The organism is Halomonas sp. AOP30-A1-24, from assembly GCF_052378165.1.
In the GTDB taxonomy this organism is placed as follows: domain Bacteria; phylum Pseudomonadota; class Gammaproteobacteria; order Pseudomonadales; family Halomonadaceae; genus Vreelandella; species Vreelandella citrativorans.
On sequence record NZ_JBQSXL010000012.1, the window covers coordinates 48,408 to 71,962 of the forward strand.

General features: G+C 52.6%; 15 protein-coding genes and 1 pseudogene. All 16 read right to left on the reverse strand.

Annotation, left to right across the window (positions count from 1 at the left end):
• Window positions 1-58: 58 nt before the first annotated feature.
• The 16 genes and pseudogenes from ACT3TJ_RS08745 to ACT3TJ_RS08820 all read right to left on the reverse strand — a co-directional run bounded on the left by ACT3TJ_RS08745 (window position 59) and on the right by ACT3TJ_RS08820 (window position 23,550).
• The gene (locus ACT3TJ_RS08745; protein WP_444665597.1) at window positions 59-2,281 is read right to left on the reverse strand and encodes a glycosyltransferase family 2 protein; all 2,223 of its coding nucleotides are present in this window, start codon (window positions 2,279-2,281) and stop codon (window positions 59-61) included.
• 111 nt (window positions 2,282-2,392) lie between these two features.
• Window positions 2,393-3,805: an alginate O-acetyltransferase AlgX-related protein gene (locus ACT3TJ_RS08750; RefSeq protein ID WP_444665599.1), complete on the reverse strand. Its 1,413-nt coding sequence runs from the start codon at window positions 3,803-3,805 to the stop codon at window positions 2,393-2,395.
• Between the two features lie 127 nt (window positions 3,806-3,932).
• Window positions 3,933-7,049, reverse strand: a complete 3,117-nt coding sequence (locus ACT3TJ_RS08755) for a glycosyltransferase (RefSeq protein ID WP_444665601.1) — start codon at window positions 7,047-7,049, stop codon at window positions 3,933-3,935.
• Window positions 7,050-7,051: 2 nt separating this feature from the next.
• Window positions 7,052-9,169: a hypothetical protein gene (locus tag ACT3TJ_RS08760; RefSeq protein ID WP_444665603.1), complete on the reverse strand. Its 2,118-nt coding sequence runs from the start codon at window positions 9,167-9,169 to the stop codon at window positions 7,052-7,054.
• A 43-nt stretch (window positions 9,170-9,212) separates the two neighbouring features.
• Window positions 9,213-10,865 (reverse strand): glycosyltransferase, encoded by a 1,653-nt coding sequence (locus ACT3TJ_RS08765; protein ID WP_444665605.1) that lies wholly within the window; start codon window positions 10,863-10,865, stop codon window positions 9,213-9,215.
• A gap of 38 nt (window positions 10,866-10,903) precedes the next feature.
• Window positions 10,904-12,241, reverse strand: a complete 1,338-nt coding sequence (gene glmM, locus ACT3TJ_RS08770) for a phosphoglucosamine mutase (RefSeq protein ID WP_444665607.1) — start codon at window positions 12,239-12,241, stop codon at window positions 10,904-10,906.
• Between the two features lie 212 nt (window positions 12,242-12,453).
• Window positions 12,454-14,301, reverse strand: a complete 1,848-nt coding sequence (gene glmS / locus ACT3TJ_RS08775; RefSeq protein WP_444665609.1) for a glutamine--fructose-6-phosphate transaminase (isomerizing) — start codon at window positions 14,299-14,301, stop codon at window positions 12,454-12,456.
• Window positions 14,302-14,470: 169 nt separating this feature from the next.
• Entirely contained in the window at window positions 14,471-15,010 is a 540-nt protein-coding gene (locus ACT3TJ_RS08780; RefSeq protein ID WP_444665610.1) for a class I SAM-dependent methyltransferase, read from the reverse strand.
• A gap of 13 nt (window positions 15,011-15,023) precedes the next feature.
• Window positions 15,024-15,194, reverse strand: a pseudogene (locus ACT3TJ_RS08785) (IS630-like element ISHsp2 family transposase); the annotation flags it as partial.
• A 153-nt stretch (window positions 15,195-15,347) separates the two neighbouring features.
• Window positions 15,348-15,698, reverse strand: coding sequence for a hypothetical protein (locus ACT3TJ_RS08790; protein ID WP_444665612.1), 351 nt, complete (start codon window positions 15,696-15,698; stop codon window positions 15,348-15,350).
• Window positions 15,691-17,964: a heparinase II/III family protein gene (locus ACT3TJ_RS08795; protein ID WP_444665614.1), complete on the reverse strand. Its 2,274-nt coding sequence runs from the start codon at window positions 17,962-17,964 to the stop codon at window positions 15,691-15,693. The genes ACT3TJ_RS08790 and ACT3TJ_RS08795 overlap by 8 nt, the downstream gene beginning before the upstream one ends.
• Before the next feature lie 360 nt (window positions 17,965-18,324).
• Window positions 18,325-19,038, reverse strand: coding sequence for an acylneuraminate cytidylyltransferase family protein (locus ACT3TJ_RS08800; protein ID WP_444665616.1), 714 nt, complete (start codon window positions 19,036-19,038; stop codon window positions 18,325-18,327).
• A 2-nt stretch (window positions 19,039-19,040) separates the two neighbouring features.
• Entirely contained in the window at window positions 19,041-20,579 is a 1,539-nt protein-coding gene (locus ACT3TJ_RS08805; protein WP_442347471.1) for an N-acetylneuraminate synthase family protein, read from the reverse strand.
• Window positions 20,506-21,234, reverse strand: a complete 729-nt coding sequence (locus ACT3TJ_RS08810; RefSeq protein ID WP_444665619.1) for an inositol monophosphatase family protein — start codon at window positions 21,232-21,234, stop codon at window positions 20,506-20,508. Before ACT3TJ_RS08810 ends, ACT3TJ_RS08805 begins: the two co-directional genes overlap by 74 nt.
• Window positions 21,235-21,300: 66 nt before the next feature.
• On the reverse strand, window positions 21,301-22,245 hold the full coding sequence (locus ACT3TJ_RS08815) for an aldolase catalytic domain-containing protein (protein ID WP_444665621.1): 945 nt from the start codon (window positions 22,243-22,245) through the stop codon (window positions 21,301-21,303).
• 42 nt (window positions 22,246-22,287) lie between these two features.
• On the reverse strand, window positions 22,288-23,550 hold the full coding sequence (locus tag ACT3TJ_RS08820; RefSeq protein ID WP_444665622.1) for a hypothetical protein: 1,263 nt from the start codon (window positions 23,548-23,550) through the stop codon (window positions 22,288-22,290).
• Between the last annotated feature and the right edge of the window lie 5 nt (window positions 23,551-23,555).

Sequence of the window (23,555 nt, forward strand, 5' to 3'; positions counted from 1 at the left end):
ATGTACGCTGAACCCAGGCTAACTGTTCATCGCCTACTATTTCTCACTTACGATCTTGTTAACGTAACGAGAAATCTTCGTGCACCAAGGTTAAATTTGGGTTATAGGCAGGGTCACTGTCGAGCAGTTCGCCCCAGGCATTGCGCATATAGGCATACTCACTTAGCCATCTTGCGCGTTTCTCAGGCGTATCATCTGCACCGCGTGAGACCGACTCGTGATGATAGAGCGCCGCGTAGGGGGTCCAAAGATTGCGGTAACCTGCTTCGCGTACCTTAATGCATAAGTCAACGTCGTTGTAAGCCACGGCCAAGTCAGTCTCGTTCAGGCCATTCACTTCATCAAAGACTGATTTACGCACCAACAAACAGGCAGCGGTAACGGCTGAAAGATTTTGAATTACCTTAAGCCGCCCCATATAACCGTCTTCGTCGCGCTGGAAGAAACGATGAGCGTGACCAGCCAAGCCCCCCAACCCCAAAATTACCCCACCGTGTTGAATCGTATCATTAGGATAATAAAGTTTGGCGCCGACACAGCCAATTTCAGGGCGTGACACCTGTTCGACCATTTCGGTTAACCAGGTGCCTTCCATGGGTTCGATATCGTTGTTGATTAATCCAATGATGCTGCCTTTCGCGTTAGCAGCACCAAAGTTATTAATGGCCGAATAGTTAAACGAATGGTTCCAATGCAGCACCTTAACCCGTGAATCCCGAGCTTCCACATCTTTCAGGTAGGACAGCGTCTCAGCACAGCTACTCTGGTTATCAAGAATCAGGAGTTCAAAATGGGAGTAGTCGGTACGTTCTAATATCGCGTTGACACAGGGGCGAAGAATATTCACACCATCGCGAGTGGGCACCAATAGAGTCACTAAAGGCTTGGGCTCAGGCATTGGCCAACGTACCCGCTGAGTGCCGGGTAACAGCCCTTCACTTACCTTGGCCCCCACGCCCAACTGGTCAAGATGCTGCTGAACCAGCGAAACATAGGAGGCGCTAGCCGTTTCGGGCACTCCGTGATAGGCAACATGGGGAATATGCGCCAGCATGGCGTGCGTAAAATCGGCGCGGCGCATAACGCTTAGAACTTGCGAGTAGTCCAACCAATCTGCGTTAGCCGCGCCCCCTGCATCACTTTGTACGGTAAGCCTTGGCAAAAACGCACGCTTGTAACATACCGCCCGCCCTACATATGGCATGGAAAGCAGCATATCCGAATTGAACGCTGGCTTGAACTGCGGCGAATGACGTACGCCGTCCTCGTCCAAGCTGTCTTCATCGGCCACCAGCACCTGCGCCTGCGGGTTATCGTGAGCAATGCTAGCCGAATGAAATAAGGCATTATCTGCCAAACGGTCGCCAAGGCGTAGAAACCACACCCAAGGGTGCTCGCAATAGGTCAGTGCTTCCAAGCGCTGTGCTGCCACGCTTTGCGCCTCGCTCTCTTTAACTTCCAGAAAGGGTAGCTCGCGCATCCATTCCGCCAGCCAGCTATGTAATTGTTGATGAACAGCGGGGGTTATTAGCAGTAGCGCCTGACGAGGGAAAAGCGACTGTTCCGCCAAACTCGCCAAACTATGGCTCAAGCCCTTTTTAAACGTTGCTACATCGGTTGCTGAGAAGCTTCCGTTAATCAGCAGCACACTGCATGCAAATTGGCGCCGCTCCTTGGCATCTTGCTCGCTGGGCCCTCGACGGCGCTCCACTTGGTGGATCCACTGCTGGTAATGGCGCCTTGTCGACATACTGATAAAGGTACTATCGTAATCTTCAAGGGCGATAGTCTGCCATTTTCGACTCTGTTTGCGCGCCTGCTGCTGCAAGCTCTGCTTTACTTCGGCCAACGTCAAGTCGCGGTAGTGCTGGTGCATGTTGGTTAACCGCTGAAACAAGCGGTTATAGGCAAACCTGGGGGTTAGCCAGACAAACCTGAAATGGCGGTAGGAAAAGGTGCACTCTGTATTTACCGGCGTCAGCGTCATTCGCTCAACCCCGTACGGCACATAGACCAATCGCTTGGTGATCTTGCCCATGCGCAACGGGAAATCGACCGTTATGGATTGCCGCGCCGTTTCAAGCGTCAAGGTGGCTACGACCCCACTCTTATCGCACTCACAGGCCATTTCGAGCATGTTCCAGCCCGCAAGCGGCAATTGTCCACGCAGTTGGAAAACAGGCTGTGTGCCAAGCGAGCACCATTCACTTGGACGGGTAGCGGCAGATAGCTGCTGCAACGGGATAAAATGCTGGGGAGCGCGGTGATGAAGACGCCACATTTTGGGCATCTCATAGGGTTGGATTCTCTTCATTGTGTCAGCGGCGTACCCAGCTTTAAAAAAGCGGGTATCTTAACAGCCAGCAGCGTTTGCAACATCCCGGAAGACACCTTATGTAACTATCCAAGGAGAAAGACCCAGTGAGGAAATGATAGGGTTATGCGTTTCTACATCTATACGACGCTTGGCCACCATCATGATCTCCTCCTCGGAAAGACACGCTTTTTTTTCAGCGATCAACGCCTGCAACGAACAACTAGCCCTAGGCACCTGCACCACAAAACGCGCATTCGTTTGAGCGACCAAAAATTCAGGCTGTACAGCCTTGACCACTTCAGGGTCAAGATTACCAGCACTATGCACAAACACCACACGCTTAAACAGCCGACTCACGTAGTTAAACATCGAATAGCTGGATGAAGAACCAAATATCAAGCAAGTACCCGGCATCAAAGCCTTTCCATTGGCAAGCACTATCAGGCGTCCAAAGTTCGGCAGGCCATTATCAAAACAGCGGTACTGATGATAATTAAACGTGCGCAGCGAGTTGATACGGCAGGTTCGTTCGGGTTTTAGCTTACTGCCCAAATCGCCGGTCAAGGAACGTTCACCATACTCATCATCGACAAAGGTGTTCTCCACCGCCCACTCATCAAGCCCAAGCGCCGCTGCCAGCACCTTGGACGCCGCCATGGCGCCCCGCTGCGTCCAATGCGTATCCGTCTGAATAAATGCGTCATCACCTAGTGCCATTAATGCCTGCACGGGATAGACCAGCACCTGGGCTTCCGGCAGCGCTAACAGTTGTTGAATGGGCCCGCCTGCGCCTTCCGCGTAAGGGTGATACCGAGGCCCCATCACGCTCTCCTTGGCAGGCGCCACCAGCACTGCAGAGTCCGCTCCATGCTTTTCAGCAAGCGTGCGGAAGTCTTTCAAATAACGCTGCCAACCTTTAACCCCTTCATCGGTAAGCAGTAAACGCCCTCGGTACTGGTCAACGCTGCCGTTGGTATCGTTGTCCAGAAATAGCCAGTTCGCTTTACCTTCCAGTACTTTCAAGGGTGCGACTTCAGCACCGTCTGAATCCGGCAATTCGGGCATACTCACTATGGGCAACGGTATACGTTCACCGTTGACACATAATTCCAGCGTACAGGTAGTTAGTTGACGCGGAACAGTAAAGCGAAATCCACAGCGTAATTGAGGGTGCTTAGCTGGGTCTTCGCCAAGCACGGTTTCAATAACGTCAGGGCGCTCCAGGCTCAGCGGATGGCAAAGCTCAAATACCGAGTTCCAGCAAGCAATGACTCTTACATCTTCCATGGATTTCGAAAGCGAAGGGGGAAGTAACACCCAGCCCTGCACTACCCAGCCGTTTTGATTCAACCAAGGCGGGCATTCAAGCGATGGGTAATCCAGATGCCATCGCAGGCCTTGGTTAACCACCTGCTGCCCCCGATGACTGATGACTGTTTTTTTCACCTGCTGCAGCCAGTGATTAGACGCTGTACGTAGGCTTTTCACATCGAAGTTTCCATCATAACCTTACGCCACGGCGACACTCGGTAAGAATTGTATAAAATGAGACAAGCCGCATCTCGTAAAGTGCGGCTTGCCTGAACAACAAATTTCAGTAGTGCCTCTGGAAACGTTATATATCCCAAGGAGCATCCACGAAGTCCAGCCTCATTTTATTAGCGGGGTCCCAGCGATTTTTCTTGAACATGATATCGAACTCGCTCTCTTTCTTACCCGCCAGCTCATCAGTGGATTTTTGCAACTTGTGATAAATCAACGCATCGCTGACGTGGTAGATTCTGAGACCGAGGATATGGCGTACAACATCGCAATAAATACGGTCTGACCGGTAGTGGCGCCCGTACTGAGCATCCAGATCGCCAGCTTCGCGATACACGTGGCGGGGAATATACACGCAGAAAAACGGCGCAAAGGTAATTTCCAGCGTGCGACCATCGTGAAAGAGTGGCACGTGGTGAACGTTAGCGTGATGTTTTGAAATATTCACGTCGCATGGATAGCTAGCATCGGCATACGGCACGTGATCATTCAGTGTTTTAGTACCTCCCAACAGCACTTGCTGGGGCACTACCAAGCCGCACTCAGGCAAGCTGTAAGCTGCATGCTGCATAGCCTCAAACGCGCCAGGGGTTACTAGCGAATCGTTATTGAGAAGTACGATGTCATGGTCGGCTTTCGCCGCATGAATGCCCAGATTAACCGCGTGGGTAAAACCAAAGTTCGCATCGTTGAAAACCGCTTTGATGCGCCCGCCGTCACTTTCATGGCGGATGAACTCGCATACCGCTGGCGAGGAGTTATTATCCACCACGATGATCTCAAGTGAGGCACCTAAATTCAGTGCGTAGAGGCTTTCCAGGCACTCTTGTAAATCATCTCTGGACTCGTAGCTGGGAATAACGACTGCTACGCCCCGCTCAAGGGTAGCTACTTCCGCTTGCGGCGTACCAGTCACGGAGTTATCAGTAACGACCGCCTGAGTTTGACGTGGTTTGGCGGCGTAAGTAGCCCCGGTTTTTTCGCGCACAGCCTCCAGATAAGATAAATACTGCTGATTATTGGTCAGCGAATTGCTCGCTTTATCGATGAAGTAATGGGTGAGTATTACCGGCACTGAATACAGCACGGCATCCAGTGCGTAACGGCGTACCAGATCCCAATCCACGTAACGCGGTAGTGCTTCATCGAAGCCTCCCAAGCGCTGCCACGCTTTGCGAGTATGCACAAACGTATTCAAATCAACGTAATTGCGATTGAACAGCAGTGATCGATTAAGCGGCCCAAACATCACCCCGGCGGGTGTTTCACTATCGCCATGGTAACGGTATAAGCCTGAATATAGCGCTTCGGCGTGGGGCAGTTTCTTAAACGCCCCTACCATGGCTGCCACATAACGCGTATCCCAGCGGTTGTCGGAATCCAGGTACATAATGTACTCGCCCTGGGCGGCTTCTAACCCTCGATTACGTGCCGCCGATACCCCACCGTTTTGGCTCAGCAACAGTGCGTTTACCTGGGGGTTAGTATTAGCGCAGCGCTCACACCACTGGGCCGTACCATCTTCGCTGCCGTCGTCGATCAAAATCAGCTCGATGCACGCATACGACTGCGCCAGTACCGAGTTTACCGCTTCCTCAATGGTATCCAGCCGGTTAAAGCAAGGCATGATGACTGACACAAGCGGCGGCTCAGTTAGCACCTGAGTGTGCTCAACGAGTATGCGAGCCACGTTTTCCATGGCGGCAAAACAGCGCTTGTCGGCTTCGCGGAAAGGCTGCGCGACGTAAGGGTTGACCAGAGTGTGCGCCAGATACCCGGAAAAATCGCTAAAGCTGCGCTCAAAAGCCCAGCGCACCTTTTTACTGGCGATACATTCGCCGGTTTCGGCATCCAACAGTTCGATACTATGCTGCTGGTCATCCAACAGCTCAACGGGCGGATATACATCAAAGGCATGGCGCCCCTGGTGCAGCCCGTTGGCACGTAAATCGGCTCGAAAGTGATTGGCAGATGTCTTGATGTCTCGCACGCCATCAATACGGATAATAACTTCTCGGGGCGCCGGGTTTACGAGTGATGCCAGCCACCCGCGAATGGCGTTACTGCTGTCTAAATTGAGATCGCCGGTTATGCGCAGGCTGCTCTCGTTTTGGCTAACGTCAGCGCTGGTAATTGGCGCTGCAAGCAGGCGTGAGGGCATAGTGCGCTCAAGGGGCATATGCGATTGATACGGCGCAATGGAAAACTCACCAGAAGAAGCGAGCTCCAGAAGCAAAATCTGCCCTTCCTGGGGCTGGATGACGCCGCCTACCAGCCTTTCCAACGCATGCGCCAGCTCACCATCCTGTTTACCAGTCTCAGGTTCGAACTGATGTTGGGCCACCTCTTGCGCCAACGGCAATAGTGCTTGGGGTCGGCACCAGAACATGCTGCCAGCCAAGAAGCCCCAATCGCTTTCAAACGGTACACCCAATGGCTTGGCGATCCGCGTAAGCCAGTTTTCGTTTCCAAAGCGCATGGCCTGTTGGCTCATGAACAAACGCTTTGGCCCGGCTAACTGCAACCGCGAGTCACTTCGCAGCTTGGCCACCAATCGCCGCACGCCCTCACGACTTGGTAATACGCTACTTACCAGCGCCTCTCGCCACTGCTGGGCAACCGGTGTAACGCCCTGCTTGGTGTGCAGCTTCAGGCATAGCTCATAGCCCTGCAAACGCGGTAGCAACGAAAAAAACGGTGCTATATCGCGCCCCTGGTTGGGGCAGTTTACTACTTGCGCACCACTGAAGCGGCGCTGCAAGGCGACCACTTCTTTCGTATCCGAGGCATGCGGCGTGGTAATGAACAGGTCAAATGGCTCGCTTAATAACGCTAGCCGGTCACCTAATGGGGCTATCAAATCAAGATGGTAAACATGCGCTACCACCGCCAACCGAGACACTGGCGCGATGTTACTATCACCCGCCAGTTTAAGCCGCCCCTCATGGCAACCGTGGCAGAGATAGTGCATTAAGGGGTCTAGCCCGGAGTTGCTAATATCAGGGTAGCGAGTTCGGTACGCGTCAGTGTCAAAGTGTGGCCCTGGGCAACGGCCCAGAGCCCATCCGTAGTTTACAAAATGGTCTAGTGGAGATAGCTGGCTAAAGGAAGCATCCGGGTAGCGCTGTACATACCAGGTTTCATCAAATAAGCCGGAATCCAGCAGTAGCGCGCGCTTAGCATTACTCATTATTAGCCCTTCACGCTGCGCTGTTCTTTCTCGCCAAACTTAAGGTAGTGCACCAGCGGGTTGATACCGCTCTCCACTACATCCGGGTTATGAGTCAAGTAGTACACTGAATCGAACTCTGGGCCGGGGTTGCGACCTTCAAAACCGCCCATCAGCAGATAGTGGCGGGCCGGGCTGGCCGACATTTTAGGGTCTGAAGCAATATCCGAGTACTGTGCTAAATACCATTTGGCATCAAACCACTGGCTGGCTTCAATCAACGACACCTGACGCTTAATCGCGCGCTTCGTTAATGCAGGCGTCTTGGCAACGGAAGCGCCAGTGCCTTTAGCTTCCGGGGATTTAGCTACCTGGCTCATACGCAACGCTTCAAGCTGCTCAACCAGATGTGCCAGCTCATGCGTTTGTCGCTCTATCTCGCGGCGCTGTTGTGCCTGGGTTTCCTGGCTGGATTTAGCCTCTGCTTCAACCTTCTGCCTAGCGGCTTTCGCACTTCCAAGCTCACGCTCCAGTTGCTCACGTTGTGCTTCGTTTTTCTCCAGCAGGTCAGTGAGTACGGCCAGCTCCTTGAAGCGCTCGTCCACACTATGGCGCGCATCTTTCAATGCGTCCTCACTCGCCTTTTTTTGCTGAGCCAGCTGTTTTTCTGAAGCTGCTCGACTTTGTTCGCCATCCGCGATGCGTTGTTCAGCTTCCTGCAATTTGCGGGTTAACTGGCCCAGCTCGTTAAAACGCGCCTGAAGTGAGGACTCGGTTTGCCGCAGCTTGGCGTTGAGCTCAGCGCGCTCTTCGTGTGCACTGTGCAAACTCTGCTCATTGGCCTCAAGCAAACTGGTGAGTTTGGTAAGCTCACTAAAACGCGTTTCCACTATCTGTTGGGTTTCATTTACTTCTCTTTGAAGCGCTTGCTCACTGCTTTGTAGCGACTCAACCTGCGCCTGCGACTCGGCAAGAGCATGCTCGGTTTTCTCAAGCTTACCGGTTAGCTGGGTGTGTTCTGTACGCGCCGCTTCAAGCGCGTTGTTCTTTTCTTCCAACTGCTTCTGGGCCTGGCTCAGCGTCTGCTCGCTTACCTTGGCGGCTTGAGCATGTTCGCGTGCCTCAGCCGCGTGGCGTTCGCCCTGTTCACGCTGGCGCATCAACTCACTTTTCAACTCAGCGTTGAACTCCTCAAGAGAGCTAACCCGCTCGGCCAACCGGCCACGCTCCTGGGCAAAGCGTGCCTCCTGTTGTTCCAAGCGCTCCTTGAGCTTGATGCGCTCATCATGCGCTTGGCGCAGCTGCTCTGCCTGCTGGGCTACCTGTCGCTCCGCTTCCGCCAGGCTGCCTGCCTGCTCGCTTACCCGAGTTTCCAGCGTTTGAAATAGCGCCTGTTGCTGGCGAACCGTCACCTTATCCTGGCAACTGCGGCCAAGGCGCGCGAACACGTCCTGCACTACTTGAGTAGAGGCATTGGATTCCAGTGCGCCTAACAGGTTATTAACCAGATGGGGCAACTCGTTACCCACGGCAATCACACCCAACCCACCGGCATGATGAAATACGAAATGCGGGTAACGATTCTTAATGGACTCAAAGGCACGGAATACAAAGCACCCCGGCTCGCGGCGGGCAATACCCGGCACTACCACCACACCTTGCGAGGAGAGCCGCGACAACCAGCGGTCCAACAGGTAATCGACACTATTGTCATCAGGACTTATATGCAGCAGCAACAGATCAATTGAGCCTTCATCAAACTGTTCGATTGCCCGAGTTGGGTTGGTTTGAAGCCATTGGCTGATGGCTGAAAAGTGATCGGACGCATAGGCGTGAATCTCATTCGCCGCTTTTTCGTCTACGTCCTCACCCACCATGTAGCAGCGTGCACCCAAGCGAAGGCGCGAAGCCGCCTGGCAAACCGCAAAGTGGGGTACATCATCCACCCCCAGCCCTACTACCTGCTGTGGCCTTAATGCCTCCACCAACCAGAACAGGAACGGCAAATGTTCCAGCCAGGAAGAAGCTTCGCGATAATCAGGCTGCCAGAACATTGACCCTTGGGCCAAGGTATTAATAGAGGGCTTAATAGCGAGTTCCGTGGCGGCGTGCGGTGCTACCTGGTGTTGTTGCTGGCTCACAATAAATTCCTGACAGGTAATAGATTAACAATAGAATACCAGCTTAACCGGGCAAGTTGGCATCCGGCGCTGGGAAAGGGCGTATTTCTGGACTAGCTGAAAGGTACAAATCAGTTGGCTGCTCACTACTAGCATGCCACTGAGCTGCGGCCTCGCGATAATCAAAGCGCACACCCTTGAACTGGGTCACCAAATGCGTAGGCCCCGCTTGGCTTAGAGACGTAGGAAGGCTACGACCAAAAGCTAAAGGAACTCCTCTTTGCAGCGTACCAAACGCCTTGCCTCCGAACACAGTCGTAAAACGTTGAAAGTATTCAGCATCAGCATCTACCCGCACAACATCCCAAAAACCGAGTGTTTCAAAAACTTCCCTTTTGAACATGAAGGATGACGTGTTGCGATAAATCCACCCGTCCATCGCCTCAATCCGCCAGCGGTTGAACATTAGCTCCGTAGAACAGCGCACCCAATCACTAAAGCATGCTTTCCATTCAGGCTGCGCCAGCAAGCCTGCTACCTGGGCTTCAGTTTTTTGCGGATGCGACCAGTCATCGCTATCGTGAACGGTGATAAAAGCGCCTTTTGATGCCGCAAGCCCTCGGTTTCGCGCTGCATAAGCACCCTGGTTAACTGGCTGGCTTAATACCTTGAACCGAGCATCTTTTTGACTGAACGCTCGGGCAATAGCTAATGAGCGATCTGTGGACGCATCATCCACCACAATTACTTCCAAGTTGGTATAGGTTTGCTTGGCCAAGCTACGCAGCGCCGTTGCCAAATGCTCTTCAGCGTTAAATACCGGCACGATAATACTTACTAAGCCATTACCATCTACCACCGTCGTGCCCGCCGTTGCCGAGCTCTCTACCATCACGTTATCAAGCGTTAACGGCTGGCTGGGGTCTCTAAGACCGATGGGGTGCAGGTTGGCTTTCAAGAACAGCGCGTTGATATGCTGCAAACGGAACTGCTCTGTAAGCGCATCAGCTTGGGCCGCCGCAGGTCTTTCTTGCGCAGAGGCTTGTACGGCCAGAAGATTGGAGAGTGCCAATGAGGTATCCGGATAATCCGGGTAAGCTATTTTTAACTGCTGTATGCGCTGCCAGGCATTTACCAGTTGGCCACTTTGAATCAACGCCTCTACTTCCAGCAGCCAAGGGGCGGGGGTGGCGGGTTTAGCTTCACGGTGCTGGTGGCGGCTGGCGAGTACATCTGCGCAGCGCTGCCACTCCCCTTGCCAAGCATACCAACGGCCAAGCGCCCAAGCGGCATAGCTGGCTTCCCAAGCGTCTTGATGAGTAAGCAAGCCCTGCAGAGCCTTCAGTGCCAAAGAGGTAGCCGTTTGTTGCCAAAGCTGCCCCTCACGTTCGTGGGCCCTTAACTCTACCGGCCACCGCCCTTCCTTTTCACCGTTGCGGATAAAGTGCAGCAACGGGCTGATATCCGCTTTAGCCACATCCTGATGGTTATTAAGGTAATACGCCGCATCAAACCGCGGGCCTGCCTTACGCCCCCAAGCTTCTCCCAACAGAAAATAGTGCTGAGCTGGCGACATTCCAGAAACTGCCACATCCGGGTATTGCATCATGTACCACTCGGCATCGAACCAAGGGCTTTGCTCAATGTCAGCGATATCTGATGAATCCCTTTCTGGCGTATGCGTATGAAGCAGGCCAAGCGATGAAGATGATGTCAAAAGTCATTACCTCGCATAACAGAACAGCATTGCGCTACTTATGAAAACGTATCAGCAATCTGCTGAGCACACCTCTGGGCCAGCTCAGCATCCACTGCCTCTACCATCACACGGATCAATGGCTCTGTACCCGATTTACGTAACAGTACACGGCCAGTTTTCCCAAGCTGTTGTTCCACTTCGGCCACCGCTTTCTTGACCAAGGGGGCCGCTAATGGGTCTTCGTCACCGCTTGGCGTAAAACGTACGTTAATCAGCGTTTGTGGCAGTTTTTGCATACCCTGCTTGGCCTCAAACAGGGTCGCTTGCTGCTGCAGTAAACAGGTCATTACGCGCAGCGATGCAATGATAGCATCGCCAGTGGATGCGTGGTCCAGGCTCAGTAAATGGCCCGAACCTTCCCCGCCCAAGCGCCAGCCGGTTTCTTTTAGCTGCGCTATTACGTAGCGGTCCCCCACCTTGGCCCGAGTGAAGGGAACCCCCATAACGGCAAGCGCCTGTTCCAAGCCAAGGTTGCTCATCTGGGTGCCCACTACACCGCCGCTGTATCCTGCGGCTTTGGCATCTTTGGCCAGCAGGTAAAGCAACTCATCACCATCTACTACGGCGCCGGTATGGTCTACCATCATCAAGCGGTCGGCATCGCCATCCAGCGCGATACCCATGTCCGCCTCGTTCTCCAATACCGCTGCACGCAGGCTTTGCATAGAGGTAGCGCCACAGCTGGCATTGATATTTACGCCGTTGGGCTTATCGTGAATGCTGATTAGCTCTGCACCCAGTTCACGGTATACGGCGGGTGCTACCTTGTAGGCGGCGCCATTGGCGCTATCCACCACAATTTTCAAACCGCTCAGGCTTAGCGCGCCCGGCAAGGTGGCCTTGCAATACTCGGTATAGCGGCCAGCGGCATCATCAATACGGCGGGCTTTACCCAGCTTGTCGGATTCCACACACGTCATGCCGCCTTCAATAGCCACCTGTAACCAGCGTTCAATTTCCTGCTCTTGGGCATCGGTTAGCTTGCTGCCGCCCTGAGCAAATATCTTGATGCCGTTATCGTAAAACGGATTGTGCGAAGCGCTGATGACCACCCCGGCATCCGCCCGAAAGGTAGAGGTTAAATAGGCAACGCCCGGTGTGGGCAGCGGGCCAACCAAGGCAACGTTAACCCCCGCCGCTGAAAAGCCTGCTTCCAGTGCCGACTCCAGCATATAGCCACTGGCGCGTGTATCCTTACCAATCAACACTTCTTTAACGCCTTCCGCACCTAATACCTGACCGGCAGCCCAACCCAGCTTCATGGCAAAGTCAGGAGTCATAGGAAATTCACCAACGCGACCGCGTACGCCATCCGTGCCGAAATATTGTCGCATTTTGGATTACCTAAATGATGAATCGTGAATCGTGAATCGTGAATCGGAAGAGAATAAAGCGTGGCCTGCATGCATTTACAATGAATGAATGCACAATCCGTAGCGCGCGGTAACGAATCTTGCGAGGCACGAGCAAATGAGGCACCCGCGGATGGCGGCGACCAGCCGCCCCGGCCGCGCCATCCAACTCAGGTACGCCAGACAAGCGCTAACTACTCCACCGTCACACTCTTGGCCAAATTACGCGGCTTATCTACATCCGTCCCTTTCACCAATGCCACGTGGTACGAGAGCAACTGAAGCGCTACCACATGCAGCACCGGCGAAAGCAGCCCATAATGTTCCGGCATCATCAGCACGTTAACGCCTTCGGATGGTTTCACAGCACTATCACCATCGGCAAAGACATACAGCTGGCCGCCACGCGCACTGACTTCCTGCATGTTGGCCTTCAACTTCTCCAGCATTTCATCGTTAGGCGCGACCACTACCACCGGCATTTCAGCATCAACCAGCGCCAACGGGCCGTGCTTCAGCTCGCCCGCCGGGTAGGCTTCCGCATGAATGTAGGAGATTTCTTTCAGCTTCAACGCGCCTTCTAGCGCAATAGGGTAATGCCGCCCACGGCCTAAAAACAGCGCGTGCTGCTTATCAGCAAACTGCTTAGCCCAGGCTTCAATTCTAGGCTCCAACGCCAGCACTTTATCGACCGCGATAGGTAGATGGCGCAGTTCATCCAGATAGGTTTTTTCGTCTTCTTCACTCAAACGCTGGTTGGCTTTGGCCAGCAGAAGCGTCAGCAAGAACAGCGCGCTTAACTGTGTGGTAAACGCCTTGGTAGACGCCACACCAATTTCAGGCCCAGCACGGGTAATAAAACGCAGCGCGGTTTCGCGAACGATGGCGGATTCCGGCACGTTGCAAATGGCCAGCGTATGGGTATGCCCCAATGATTTGGCATGGTGCAGGGCCGCCAGCGTATCCGCTGTTTCACCGGATTGGGAAATAACCACGATAAGTTGCCTAGGGTTAGCAACACTCTGCCGGTAGCGATATTCGCTGGCGATTTCCACATTACAGGGGATGCCCACCACCTGCTCAATCCAGTACTTGGCGGTCATCCCCGCATAGCTTGACGTACCGCATGCAAGGATCAGCACTGAATCCACCTGTTCAAACACCGCCTGGGCCTCAGCACCAAATATACCCGGCTGCAATTGCCCTGCCCCGCTGATCATTTCCAGTGTGTTACCCAGCGCCTGGGGCTGCTCGAAGATTTCCTTCTGCATGTAGTGGTTACAATCGCCCAGCTCCACGGCATCGGCGTTCAAGGTTGAGGTAACCACGTCACGCTGGGCGGGCTGGCCGATGCGGTCCACCAGGGTAATGGAATCACGCGTTAACCGCGCTACATCGCCATTTTCCAGATACATCATCTGTTTAGTAACGGAAAGCAGTGCCGATGCATCCGATGCGGCGTAGTGGCCATCTTCAGCAATACCCAGCATCAGCGGCGAGCCTTCACGCGCCACCACCATGCAATCCGGCTCCTCTTCGCTAATTACAGCCAGAGCAAACGCCCCTTTCAAATGCGCCACGGCGCACTGCACGGCAGAAAACAGATTTTCCGCCGGTTCGCCAATCTGGCCTTTAAAACAGGCTTGAATAAGGTGGGCGATAGTTTCAGTATCAGTATCAGAGGTAAATTCATACCCCAAGCCCTGCAACTGTTCATGCAGAGCTTCGTAGTTTTCGATAATGCCGTTATGCACTACGGCCAAGCCTGCGGAGATATGCGGGTGAGCATTGCGTTCAGCGGGTACACCGTGGGTGGCCCAACGAGTGTGGGCGATGCCGATATTGCCTACCGCCTCTTTCTCTACCACGCGGGCCTCCAATTCCGCTACTCGACCTTTTGCACGGGCACGTGCCAACTCACCAGAAGTATTCAACACTGCCAAGCCTGCAGAGTCGTAGCCGCGATACTCAAGAACCTTCAGGCCCAAAAGCAAAAAAGGAGTACATTCCATTGCGCTCACAGCGCCAACGATTCCACACATACCTGTTCCTTTCATAAAGACAGCATAAAACGACGATGGACCAGACGCTTAGGCGCAGAACCATCATCTAAAAATATTACAAGACCCATAATGGTTAATTTCATACTTTCTTACGGCGCTTGCTGAGAGAAATTCAAGCAAGCGCATGCCAGAGTAGCCCGCATTACGGCTACTTATCGCTACTTGCGACCTTGTGGCTAGAGCGAGTCAAGCGGCCCAAACCTTTCTCAAGCGCGTAGTATTCCAGATCAAAACCATAATCTTTCGCCCAGCGCTCGCATATATCTTTTTCTTCTTGGCGGATGGTGTCGTCCATCCACACTTCCGCGCTCGGTGAGAGCTTGTCAGCCAGTGCTGGCAAGGCAGGATAGCGACTGAACAGGCAGGTCGCTCCAGGCGGACCGTCCACCCACAGCAGATCGACATTCTCGACGCCTTCTAGCAACGAGGCTGGGTACCAGTGCGAGGGCTTCTTGGCATCCTCAGGGTTAAGATGTTCACCTGCCCAAGCTTCCAAGCCTCCAATGCGCAAATCAACCCAGCTTTCTAAAAATTCGGCCTGCAGCGTGCCCAGAGTCTGCTGGCCGTAGTGCTCACTATGCTCAATGGAGATCAGCTTGCCGACACCGTTCTGGCGCAGGGCATCGGCAATCACCAAAGTCGAGGCACCGCTGCCGAATTCGACGATAACTCGGGGTCGGGCAGTCATGATGTGGGAATGCGCGCTTAACCCCGATAATATCGCGAACCTGGTTAATCGTATGGCCTTTGTGGTTGAGCAGAATGGCGTGAGCCCGACGACGTAACGCTCTCTTTTCGCCGTACTGGTAGGCTTCATTTAAGAGACGTTGCTGGTCAGGTGTTAAAGAAACGAAACGTAAGCGCCGAGACATGGTTCTGTGTTTTACTCTGTTGGGTCTTTGTTCTTTATACACTATAATTTATGCACAATCACTTAGAAAAATTCTGATTTTTGACTATTTCTTCAGGCATAAAATCTTCCAATTAATAATTATTCACCCTAAACAACCTGGTGTTTAGTTTAATCAATTACACGGTAAAGAGAAATCCAGCCCCAGGGCGCGCTCAGGGTGGCTGTCATCTGCCGGCAATGCCGCCGCTGTGGCTTGCTCCGCCTCGGCGGCCTGCTCCAGGGCCTGAACTCGCCGCGTTAGGCGGTCGTTCTCTTCCTGCAGCTGGCTGATCTGCTCGGCGAACTCTGCCCGTTCGCGAGCATACTCGGCGGTGAGTGCCTGCAGGCGAAGCTCCGGCGTGTCATCAGTTTCTGGCTCGTCGTCGCCCTCGTCTTCTGCCTCAGCGGCGGCTTGATCCTGCGCCTCTTCGGGCACCTCGTCCTCTTGTGGCTCATCAGAGGGCAGGTCTTGTTGTTCAGTCATGGCTTACCTCCATGGCGACATCCAGGCCGGTGACAACGCTGACCGCCAGGCCACGCTGTTCTGCCCAGGTAGTGCAAAGGGCTTGCAGTGACTCCGGCAGATCCGCGCTGATCCACACCTCGCCCGTTTTGGTCATGCGTTTAAGCAGCGGCGGCAGCATAGACAGCAGTACCGTGGTCAGGCGCTTTTCCGTGAAGCCGGTGGGCGTGATCACCAGACGGCCGATGCCTTCCAGGCCTTTGAGCGCGGCCTTGTCGGCGGTGACTGGCGGTGTTGACGCCAACGCCAGCGGGCGGCAGCTCAGCCAGGTGGTCAGGTAGTGCTCCCTCAGCTGCGCCTGGGCCTGCTCGCAGGCTGCCGAATCATTGACCAGCAGGCTGACATGGCCAAGTCCCTGCTCCCGGTGTGAACTGGCCAGCGCCAGATAGGCCGATGCGTTTCCGATCATGACCGACTGGGTGACGGGGTCGGCTTGCCGGCTGGCCGCCAGCAGCGTCTTCAGGGAATGCTCGGGGATATCGGACTGCTCGGGTGCCGGTGCCACCTTGTCTTCCGCCATGGCGAAGCGGAAGCGTGTGGTGACGTTCAGCCCACGGCGCTCCTTGAACATCACCCGCAGCACCTGGCTGGGCTCCACCTGGTTGGCCTTGTAGGAGATACAGCTGAAGACGCGATCTTCCTTGCGCCCTTTCGCCACCGAGAGGTTATCCGGGATCTCGCCCTCGAACTCGATGGTGAGCCGGTTTCCCGTGGGGCTGGTGACTACCACCTGGCTGTCCTCGATGGTCAGCGTCTTGTCCTTGGGGAAGTGCCATTGCAAAGTGACGTTACGCAGCTGGCTGTCTTCGGCAGAGACCGTATCCTCTACCTTCAGCACCTTGGCCGCGGCATCGAAGGCTACCTTACGCTCGTGAACCACCGGAGGTAGCACGTCCAGCCTCATGGTGAGCTGTGGGGCGGGCGCGGCTTCCGAGTGATCGGTCACCTGCCAGGCGCTTAGCCGGTGTTCGAACTCCTTGGCATAGCTGGCATGGGAGATGATCGGCACGTTGTGGCCGGGACGGCCCCGCATGTACTTCCGCACCGGGTCCTGGTTGATGTAGTTGTAAAGACCCGAATCAATCAGCCAGTCCTCACCGCCGGCATAAAGGCTGATATGCCCCTCATCCTGCTGGTGGTGGTAGCGGCTGGAGCAGCCCACCTTGGCGATCAGATGAAAGGCCTTCTCGTAGTGCTCCTTGGCGGGCCACTGGTCGCGGAAAATCGCGTAGCCGGACTTGGGATAAACGCGGTTGAGCACCGGGGGCCTAATACCCTGCTTGCCCTGGGTCAGGGCATAGAGGAAGTGCTGGTACTCCAGGCGGTGGCCGAACATGTCCCGGTAGGCATCCGAGGTGGGCAGCTGCTCGGTATCGCCAATGGGCGGCAGCTTGCCGTCCGGGCGCAGGATATGGGTGATGAAGGCAAGCGCCTTGGCCGAAAACTGGTTGAACTGCTCGGCCAGATCCCCCAGCACCTCCTCCGGGTAGTCCTTGATGATGCCCAGGAATACCTTGAAAACGAAGATATGGTAGGCAGGGCTGTTCTCGACGTGGACACCCTCATCGGTAAAGGCAAACGACAGCTCGCTGCTGATGCGCTGAATGGCGGTCTGCTGCCACTCCCTGGCCTGCTCACCCTCAAACACAGTGCCAAGCAGCAGCAGCACCCGAGCCTGTTCAAGCCCATGGTTAGTGTGCTCGGAGTAGAAGCTGTCCTTGGCCAGCCACTGGCCATGCACCACCAACGCCTGCTCCAAATAGGTCAGGAACCCAGCATGCTTGCTCACCCAATCGGGGGCGTGCTCACGGCAGTAGTAGGCAAGCAGCACCAGCTGCTCCGCACGCAGCGCAGTGGCGTGATCGTGCCAGATAAACTCAAACGGATAGCTGGTATCGGTTTCCAGGTAGGCATCCAGCCACGACTGAATCCCCTCGCGGGCCGAGTCCAGAACCGCCTCATCGCCAGAGGCGCGATGGTAGGCCATCAGGTAGGAAAGAAACGACAGCCAGTTCAGCCGCCACTGCCAGCTGCGGTTGTTGAGTGGGTCCTGCTCCCAGTCACCCCACTCAGAAAACGGGACGGCCTTGAAGGGAGACAGCTCAAGCTGCTGCTTAGTGACTATCTTCTCACCCAGCGCTTTGTTGCCCGAATGATTCGAGAGCTGCTGCAGTTTCTTCTGGACGCAGCGCTCTAGCTCTGCAGCCCCCATTTTCTTTAAGTTCATAACCACTCAAGCTGTCCAGTAACGATAAAAAGTAGCAGGCATCAGGCCAGATCGGAAATCGACGCCACACTCTTGATTTTCTTTTGTTTCACCCACGCTTCCCAGCGCTCAACCTCAGTCCAGCCACTTAGAAACACAAAGCCCAGCCCGGCGGCGCTCGCGGCTTGATGGTCATACTTGCTGTCCCCCAGGAAAACAGCGCCGGCTGCTGGATGTTGCCAGAGGCCAGCTCACGGGCCAGGATCTCGTCCTTGGCGTCGTGGCTGCGTCACCAATCAGTGATTGCAGTGAAGAAAAACTGGCAGACCAAACGTTCAGAGCTATTTACCAAGCGAGTGGTCAATCACGCGAGGCTTGGCATCATAGCAAGTCAATGCCGCGACTTAACCTTGCAGCTGCAATATCTTCTAGAAGCTTAAACTGGTCTTCCCAGTCAATATCCATAGCAATACTTTCAGGAATCTCGTATAAGTCGGGGTTATTACCAATTCGATCGCCCACTTCACGCATCCTAGAAAATGGCATAAAGTAAGCCGCATGATTTATTTCAAAAAGCGGTTTTATGTCTTGGCTTCTCGGCCACTTCTCCACACTATTGTCGTAATTATAGGGCCCATTTTCGTCCCAAATAAATTTATGTAATTTAGTGACAGTAACAAGACTATCATGGCCTTTTTCTTTGGCAGCATGCCAAGCAGATATCAGCTCAGAAAAGACTGACGAAGTAATGAAAGGATGAGTGACATGGGTCATCAACATAGTCCCACTATCTTCCAAGCTAGCTGCGTAATGGATGAAAGCACTCATTGGGGTAGAGGAACGGCCAAGCTCATCAGGACGCTCAATTACTTTTACACGACCATCAACACTTTGACCAAAATAGGTTGCATAAGCGCTTACTATCGGATCGTTAGTAGAAACGATGATCTTGCTAATTTCTTTCACCTTAACAAGCTGACGCAGCTTCAGCTCTAGCAATCCGTTTTTGAATTCAGCAAAGGGCCGTGTATTTTTATTCTTAACCCGTTCACTGCCTGCACGCGCAGGTATCAACGCCACAATCGATTCTGACATATTTAACCTCTACGAAAATACTTATGATGCTCGCTATCGTTAATTTCTTTTTCTTCTGAGCCAACAAGGACTTCAGCTTCCCGCACAGCAGCCACGTAATCAACAAATTCTGAAGTTGTTAGATCCAACGCCACCGCATCAAAGTGCGCCCATTCGGTATTGCCAAGCTTTACATGCTTTTCCACTATACGAGCACCGGCTGCCACCGCCATGGCAGAAGCCATTGAACCAAAATCGTGGCTTGAATAGCCAGGCACTACGTATGGATGCTGTTTAGAAAGATCACGATAATGGCGGATAACACCAACATTACAATCATGTGTTGGGGTTGGGTAGGCAGAGTTACACTGCATTAGGTATAACTTATCGCAGCTCGTAAACGTCTCCAGCACCCATTTTTCATAGTGTAGGTCGGTCATACCGGTAGAAAGCACAATGCCACGCTTATATTCTCGCGCTACCGTTGCCAGGTAATCAGTGTGCTCAGAAATCGTTGAAGGTAGTTTAATCAGCTCTGGGTCGAACTGTTGTATAAAGCGGAATGAGGGCTCGTCTAGCACTGAAGCAAACCAACGAATGCCTAGCTTAGAACACAAGTCATCTAGAAACTCGAAGTCATCCCTGTCCAGCTCTAATGCTAACCGGTAATCTCGGAAGGTATTCCCAAAAGGTGAGACGTATTTAGCATCTAGCTGTTCCTTTGAATAAAAGGTTTCGACATCACGCTTCTGAACTTTTATTAAATCAGCGCCCGCTGCATGAGCAGCACGTACCATACGCTCTAGGCGATGACGATCACCGAAATGATTGGTCGTTAACTCGGCAGTGATTAAAACACGATCCTCGTTCGGAACCAGTCGCTTATCCAGCCCAGGAAGAAAGCGTGTATTCAGTTCTTCTGGTGTCAGCGTTGAGAAAGCTCTGTCCCCAACATGCTGAACATCAACTTCACTATCACGCAGCATGTAAAGCGCATTAACAAAGTAGTGTTCTTGAGGGCTAATACGAGCTGCACGCCCACTGGCATCTGCAGGGGAATAGTCATAATCAATGGCATGGGCATAGCCTTGATCAACGGCAAAATCAAAACCCAGCATATAAACGGTTTGCTTACGGTTACGCCCTTTAGCGATAACTCGCGCTAACCTGATGGCAGATAGAAACAATACCTCTTCAATAACAAAGTCTTGCTCTGGCTTTTCCATTACCAAGCGGCTGAGCATTACATCAACGCCTTCCTGGGCGGCAGGCACAAAACGTGCCTTGAATACCTCACCTTTCGGCGGTTCAATGTCTGTTGAAGTAATGTACAAACGCGAACGCCAACCGCTGGCTTTCAAGCCATCGATTACCCATTCATCATGAAAGATAGAAATATCGCAGGGGGCGATGCGCTCAGCATCATTCAGGCCAATAACTAATGAGTTTGCCAGTAGGCTGGGGTGAATGCGATCAACAGAGGCACCTTTACCGAGTATGAAGATCGTATCGGTGGCGAATGTCGACGCGATATTTTCTACCAGGTTCGAGAAATTCTCCATGGTACGGCTTTCCTTCTACTTCAATGTCACAATTATGTTCACGTGCCAACATCAGGCCAGGAAGTAAATCCCAGCTATAGGCACCCCGGGGGTTGGTGAAGCGTGCGAAACTTCCTCTGATCACGTTATAGAGGTTATAAACAGCACATCCCATAAGGCGGCTTTCTTGAGTAGAGCGCATACCTTCGAGGATTTCATCACACATAGAAGACGAAAAGCCACGAATCCTGGAGCGAATGGCCGTTAACGTATCCCCCGTCATAAGGTGTTCGCCTAGTTCAGGGAGAAACAGCAAACTGCCTAAGTGCTGATTACCATACCAAAGCGTAAAAGATACGCCCCATTCTTTCAGGCCAGAGCAAAAATTTTCTGTGCCATCAATAGGATCGAGAATCGCGTAATAACCTTCGGGTACGGTTGAGGTTAACTCGCTAAAATTTTCTTCACCAACAAATGTTACCTCTGGAATTTTTTCTTCAATATATTGCTTAACCAAGTTCTCAACATATACATCAGATTGAGTAACTGGACTGCCATCAGGTTTGATCTCTATATCAAATCGGCCTTCTTGGATAGTAGGCATATTTCGATATATTAAATCGATCAAGCCGCTCATTAACTCACGGACTTCATCGCTTTCTTTTATTTTCGGCATAAGGATATTTAACCTTTGAAAGCAATCGACTGAAAATTAAAAGTTATAAACATCTGAACAGAAGCCTTATGCATGAGCAACATATCCACTATCAAACTCAGTTCTGCTGTAGCGGGAATCGCTGAGCATTTCCTGGATATAGGTGGGATGGATACCGTACTTGCCCGCCAGGTAGTAGTAGGGGTTGGTGCCCCAGCCATAGTGGGCCTGCATGGGCTTGAAGTGCTCACGCAGCAGTACCATCAGCGGCACCATGTTGACCGGCTTGCCACGGCGCTCGGTGATCTCGATGGCCAGCTCCTCGGTGCGGGCATTGCCCGGCCCGCGGCCCATACCGGTGACAGTGGAATCCACCCAGGTCACGCCCTCGTCCAGCGCCCGCAGGGTGTTGGAGAGCGCCAGGCCCAGGTTGTCGTGGGTATGGATGCCCATCGGGCCTTTCCACTCACTGCGGAACCACTGGATGATCTGCGCCGCCTGCTCCGGACTCATGCTGCCCATGCTGTCTGCGAAATAGAGCGCATCCATCGGGTAGGCCTTGGCCAAGCGGGCGAGCGCCTTCACTTCCTCTTCGGTGCGATCCGCCACCTGCATCAGGTTGAAGCCGACCTGATAGCCACGCTCCTTCAGCCAGGTGACCGCCGGCAGCGCCTTCTCGAACTCATGCACGTGGCAAGCGATCCGCACCAAGTCCACCGGTGAATCCGCTGCGACATTGGGGAACAGCCGCGCCAGCGCTTCCTGCTGGGGCACTTCACCCACCAGCTCATTTCCGTTGACCATTACGCCTACGGTCAAACCCGCAGGAATGGTTAAGCTGCGGATAAATTCGTCAGTGGTGAAGGCACAAGGCCCCTGGAAGCCCTGATTCTTCAGGGTGCGAAAGCCCAGCTCTACCACATCCACCCCAGCGGCCTGCATGGCATCGAGGTATTGGTGGATCAGCTCGGGAGAGAAATCCCAAGCGTTGTAGTAGCCGCCGTCGCGTAAAGTACAGTCTAAAAACTTCATAACACCCTCAAAAGATCACAACATCAAGCAAATAACATCATCTCACCCATAAATCTTAGAAAACTCACCAACCACAAAGTCTTTAAAATAAACGGCATTAATAGAAAATCCAGCTCTCGCCCAATTGCCGTCACCCTTACCAATCTCTCTCACTTTGGAGGGGGGTATGAATTTAGTATTGGGATGGCAATGTCCATTTATCTTTGCTCGCGGAATGGAGTAGGCCACTCCAGGCAGCTTTCCAAAGGTAGCGGGCCACAGAGAGTCAGTCAGTGCATCACTAATAAAAAAGGAACACCGATGAGCCCACAGAATTTTCTCTACTGCCTTACGGCCAACCAGAGAAATTACTTGATCATTTTTCAAGCCTGATTTTTCAACAACCTCTTCCAAAACTGCAACTTCTTTTGAGCACTTTTCTAAAATAAAATCATGGCTCGACAAATAATGTGGACAAGTCAATCCATCAAATACAAATACCACCTCACCATCTTTTTCCTTTATTTCTTGAACAACGAGACTAATCGCCGCAACCTGCTCCTTCCACTTTCTACTTTCTTGGCACAACCCTATCCACACAAACTTAGCACTATTTTCATCAAAATCATATACAGCCTCCACTTCCAAATGATCACTAACTCTCTCTGAAATAATATCAGAGAAGTGGTATATGTGGTCTTTCCTATCCACACCAAAACCACCCCCCAATGAAAAAGCTATAGCATTATTTTTCAGCAAAAAATCATTGATCTCCTCTAAACTTATTACAACCTCGTCGGCCGAGTCACAAAAGGCCTTAGCAGGCAAAAAAGCAGATTCTTTGAGAGATATAAAAGAAGGAGAAACGCAGCCCTCATCAAGATATCTAAACGGTAAGGTTCTGTCATAAAAATAGTGGTATGGGCGCGGAAAACCATTTATGAAGTACATCTTAGACTTTTGGTTTTTTTTAACCTTCTTGTTCTTTAACATCTCAACAGAACGAATTAACTCATCTACCATCAACCCTCGATGAATAGCAACTTCTGCCTCTGGAAAATAAATGAACCATACAAAAGCATTTGATTGTGCCAGCCAAAAATCAACTTCGCCTTCGAAAAAAACATAATTTTTCCAGTTTTCTAGAAAACTGAAAACCGGCTTATACTTAGATTCTCCGGGCTCCAAGCTTTGACTGTTAAAAAGATTTTGAATAACCCAGCCGCCAGAGGAAGAGTCGCCCACAAACTCTTCAAAGAGTTCTAGAAAAAAAGAACTTACTTGTTCACAATCTTGGCTATTGCCATAGTCACAAAGATTAATCATTTAAA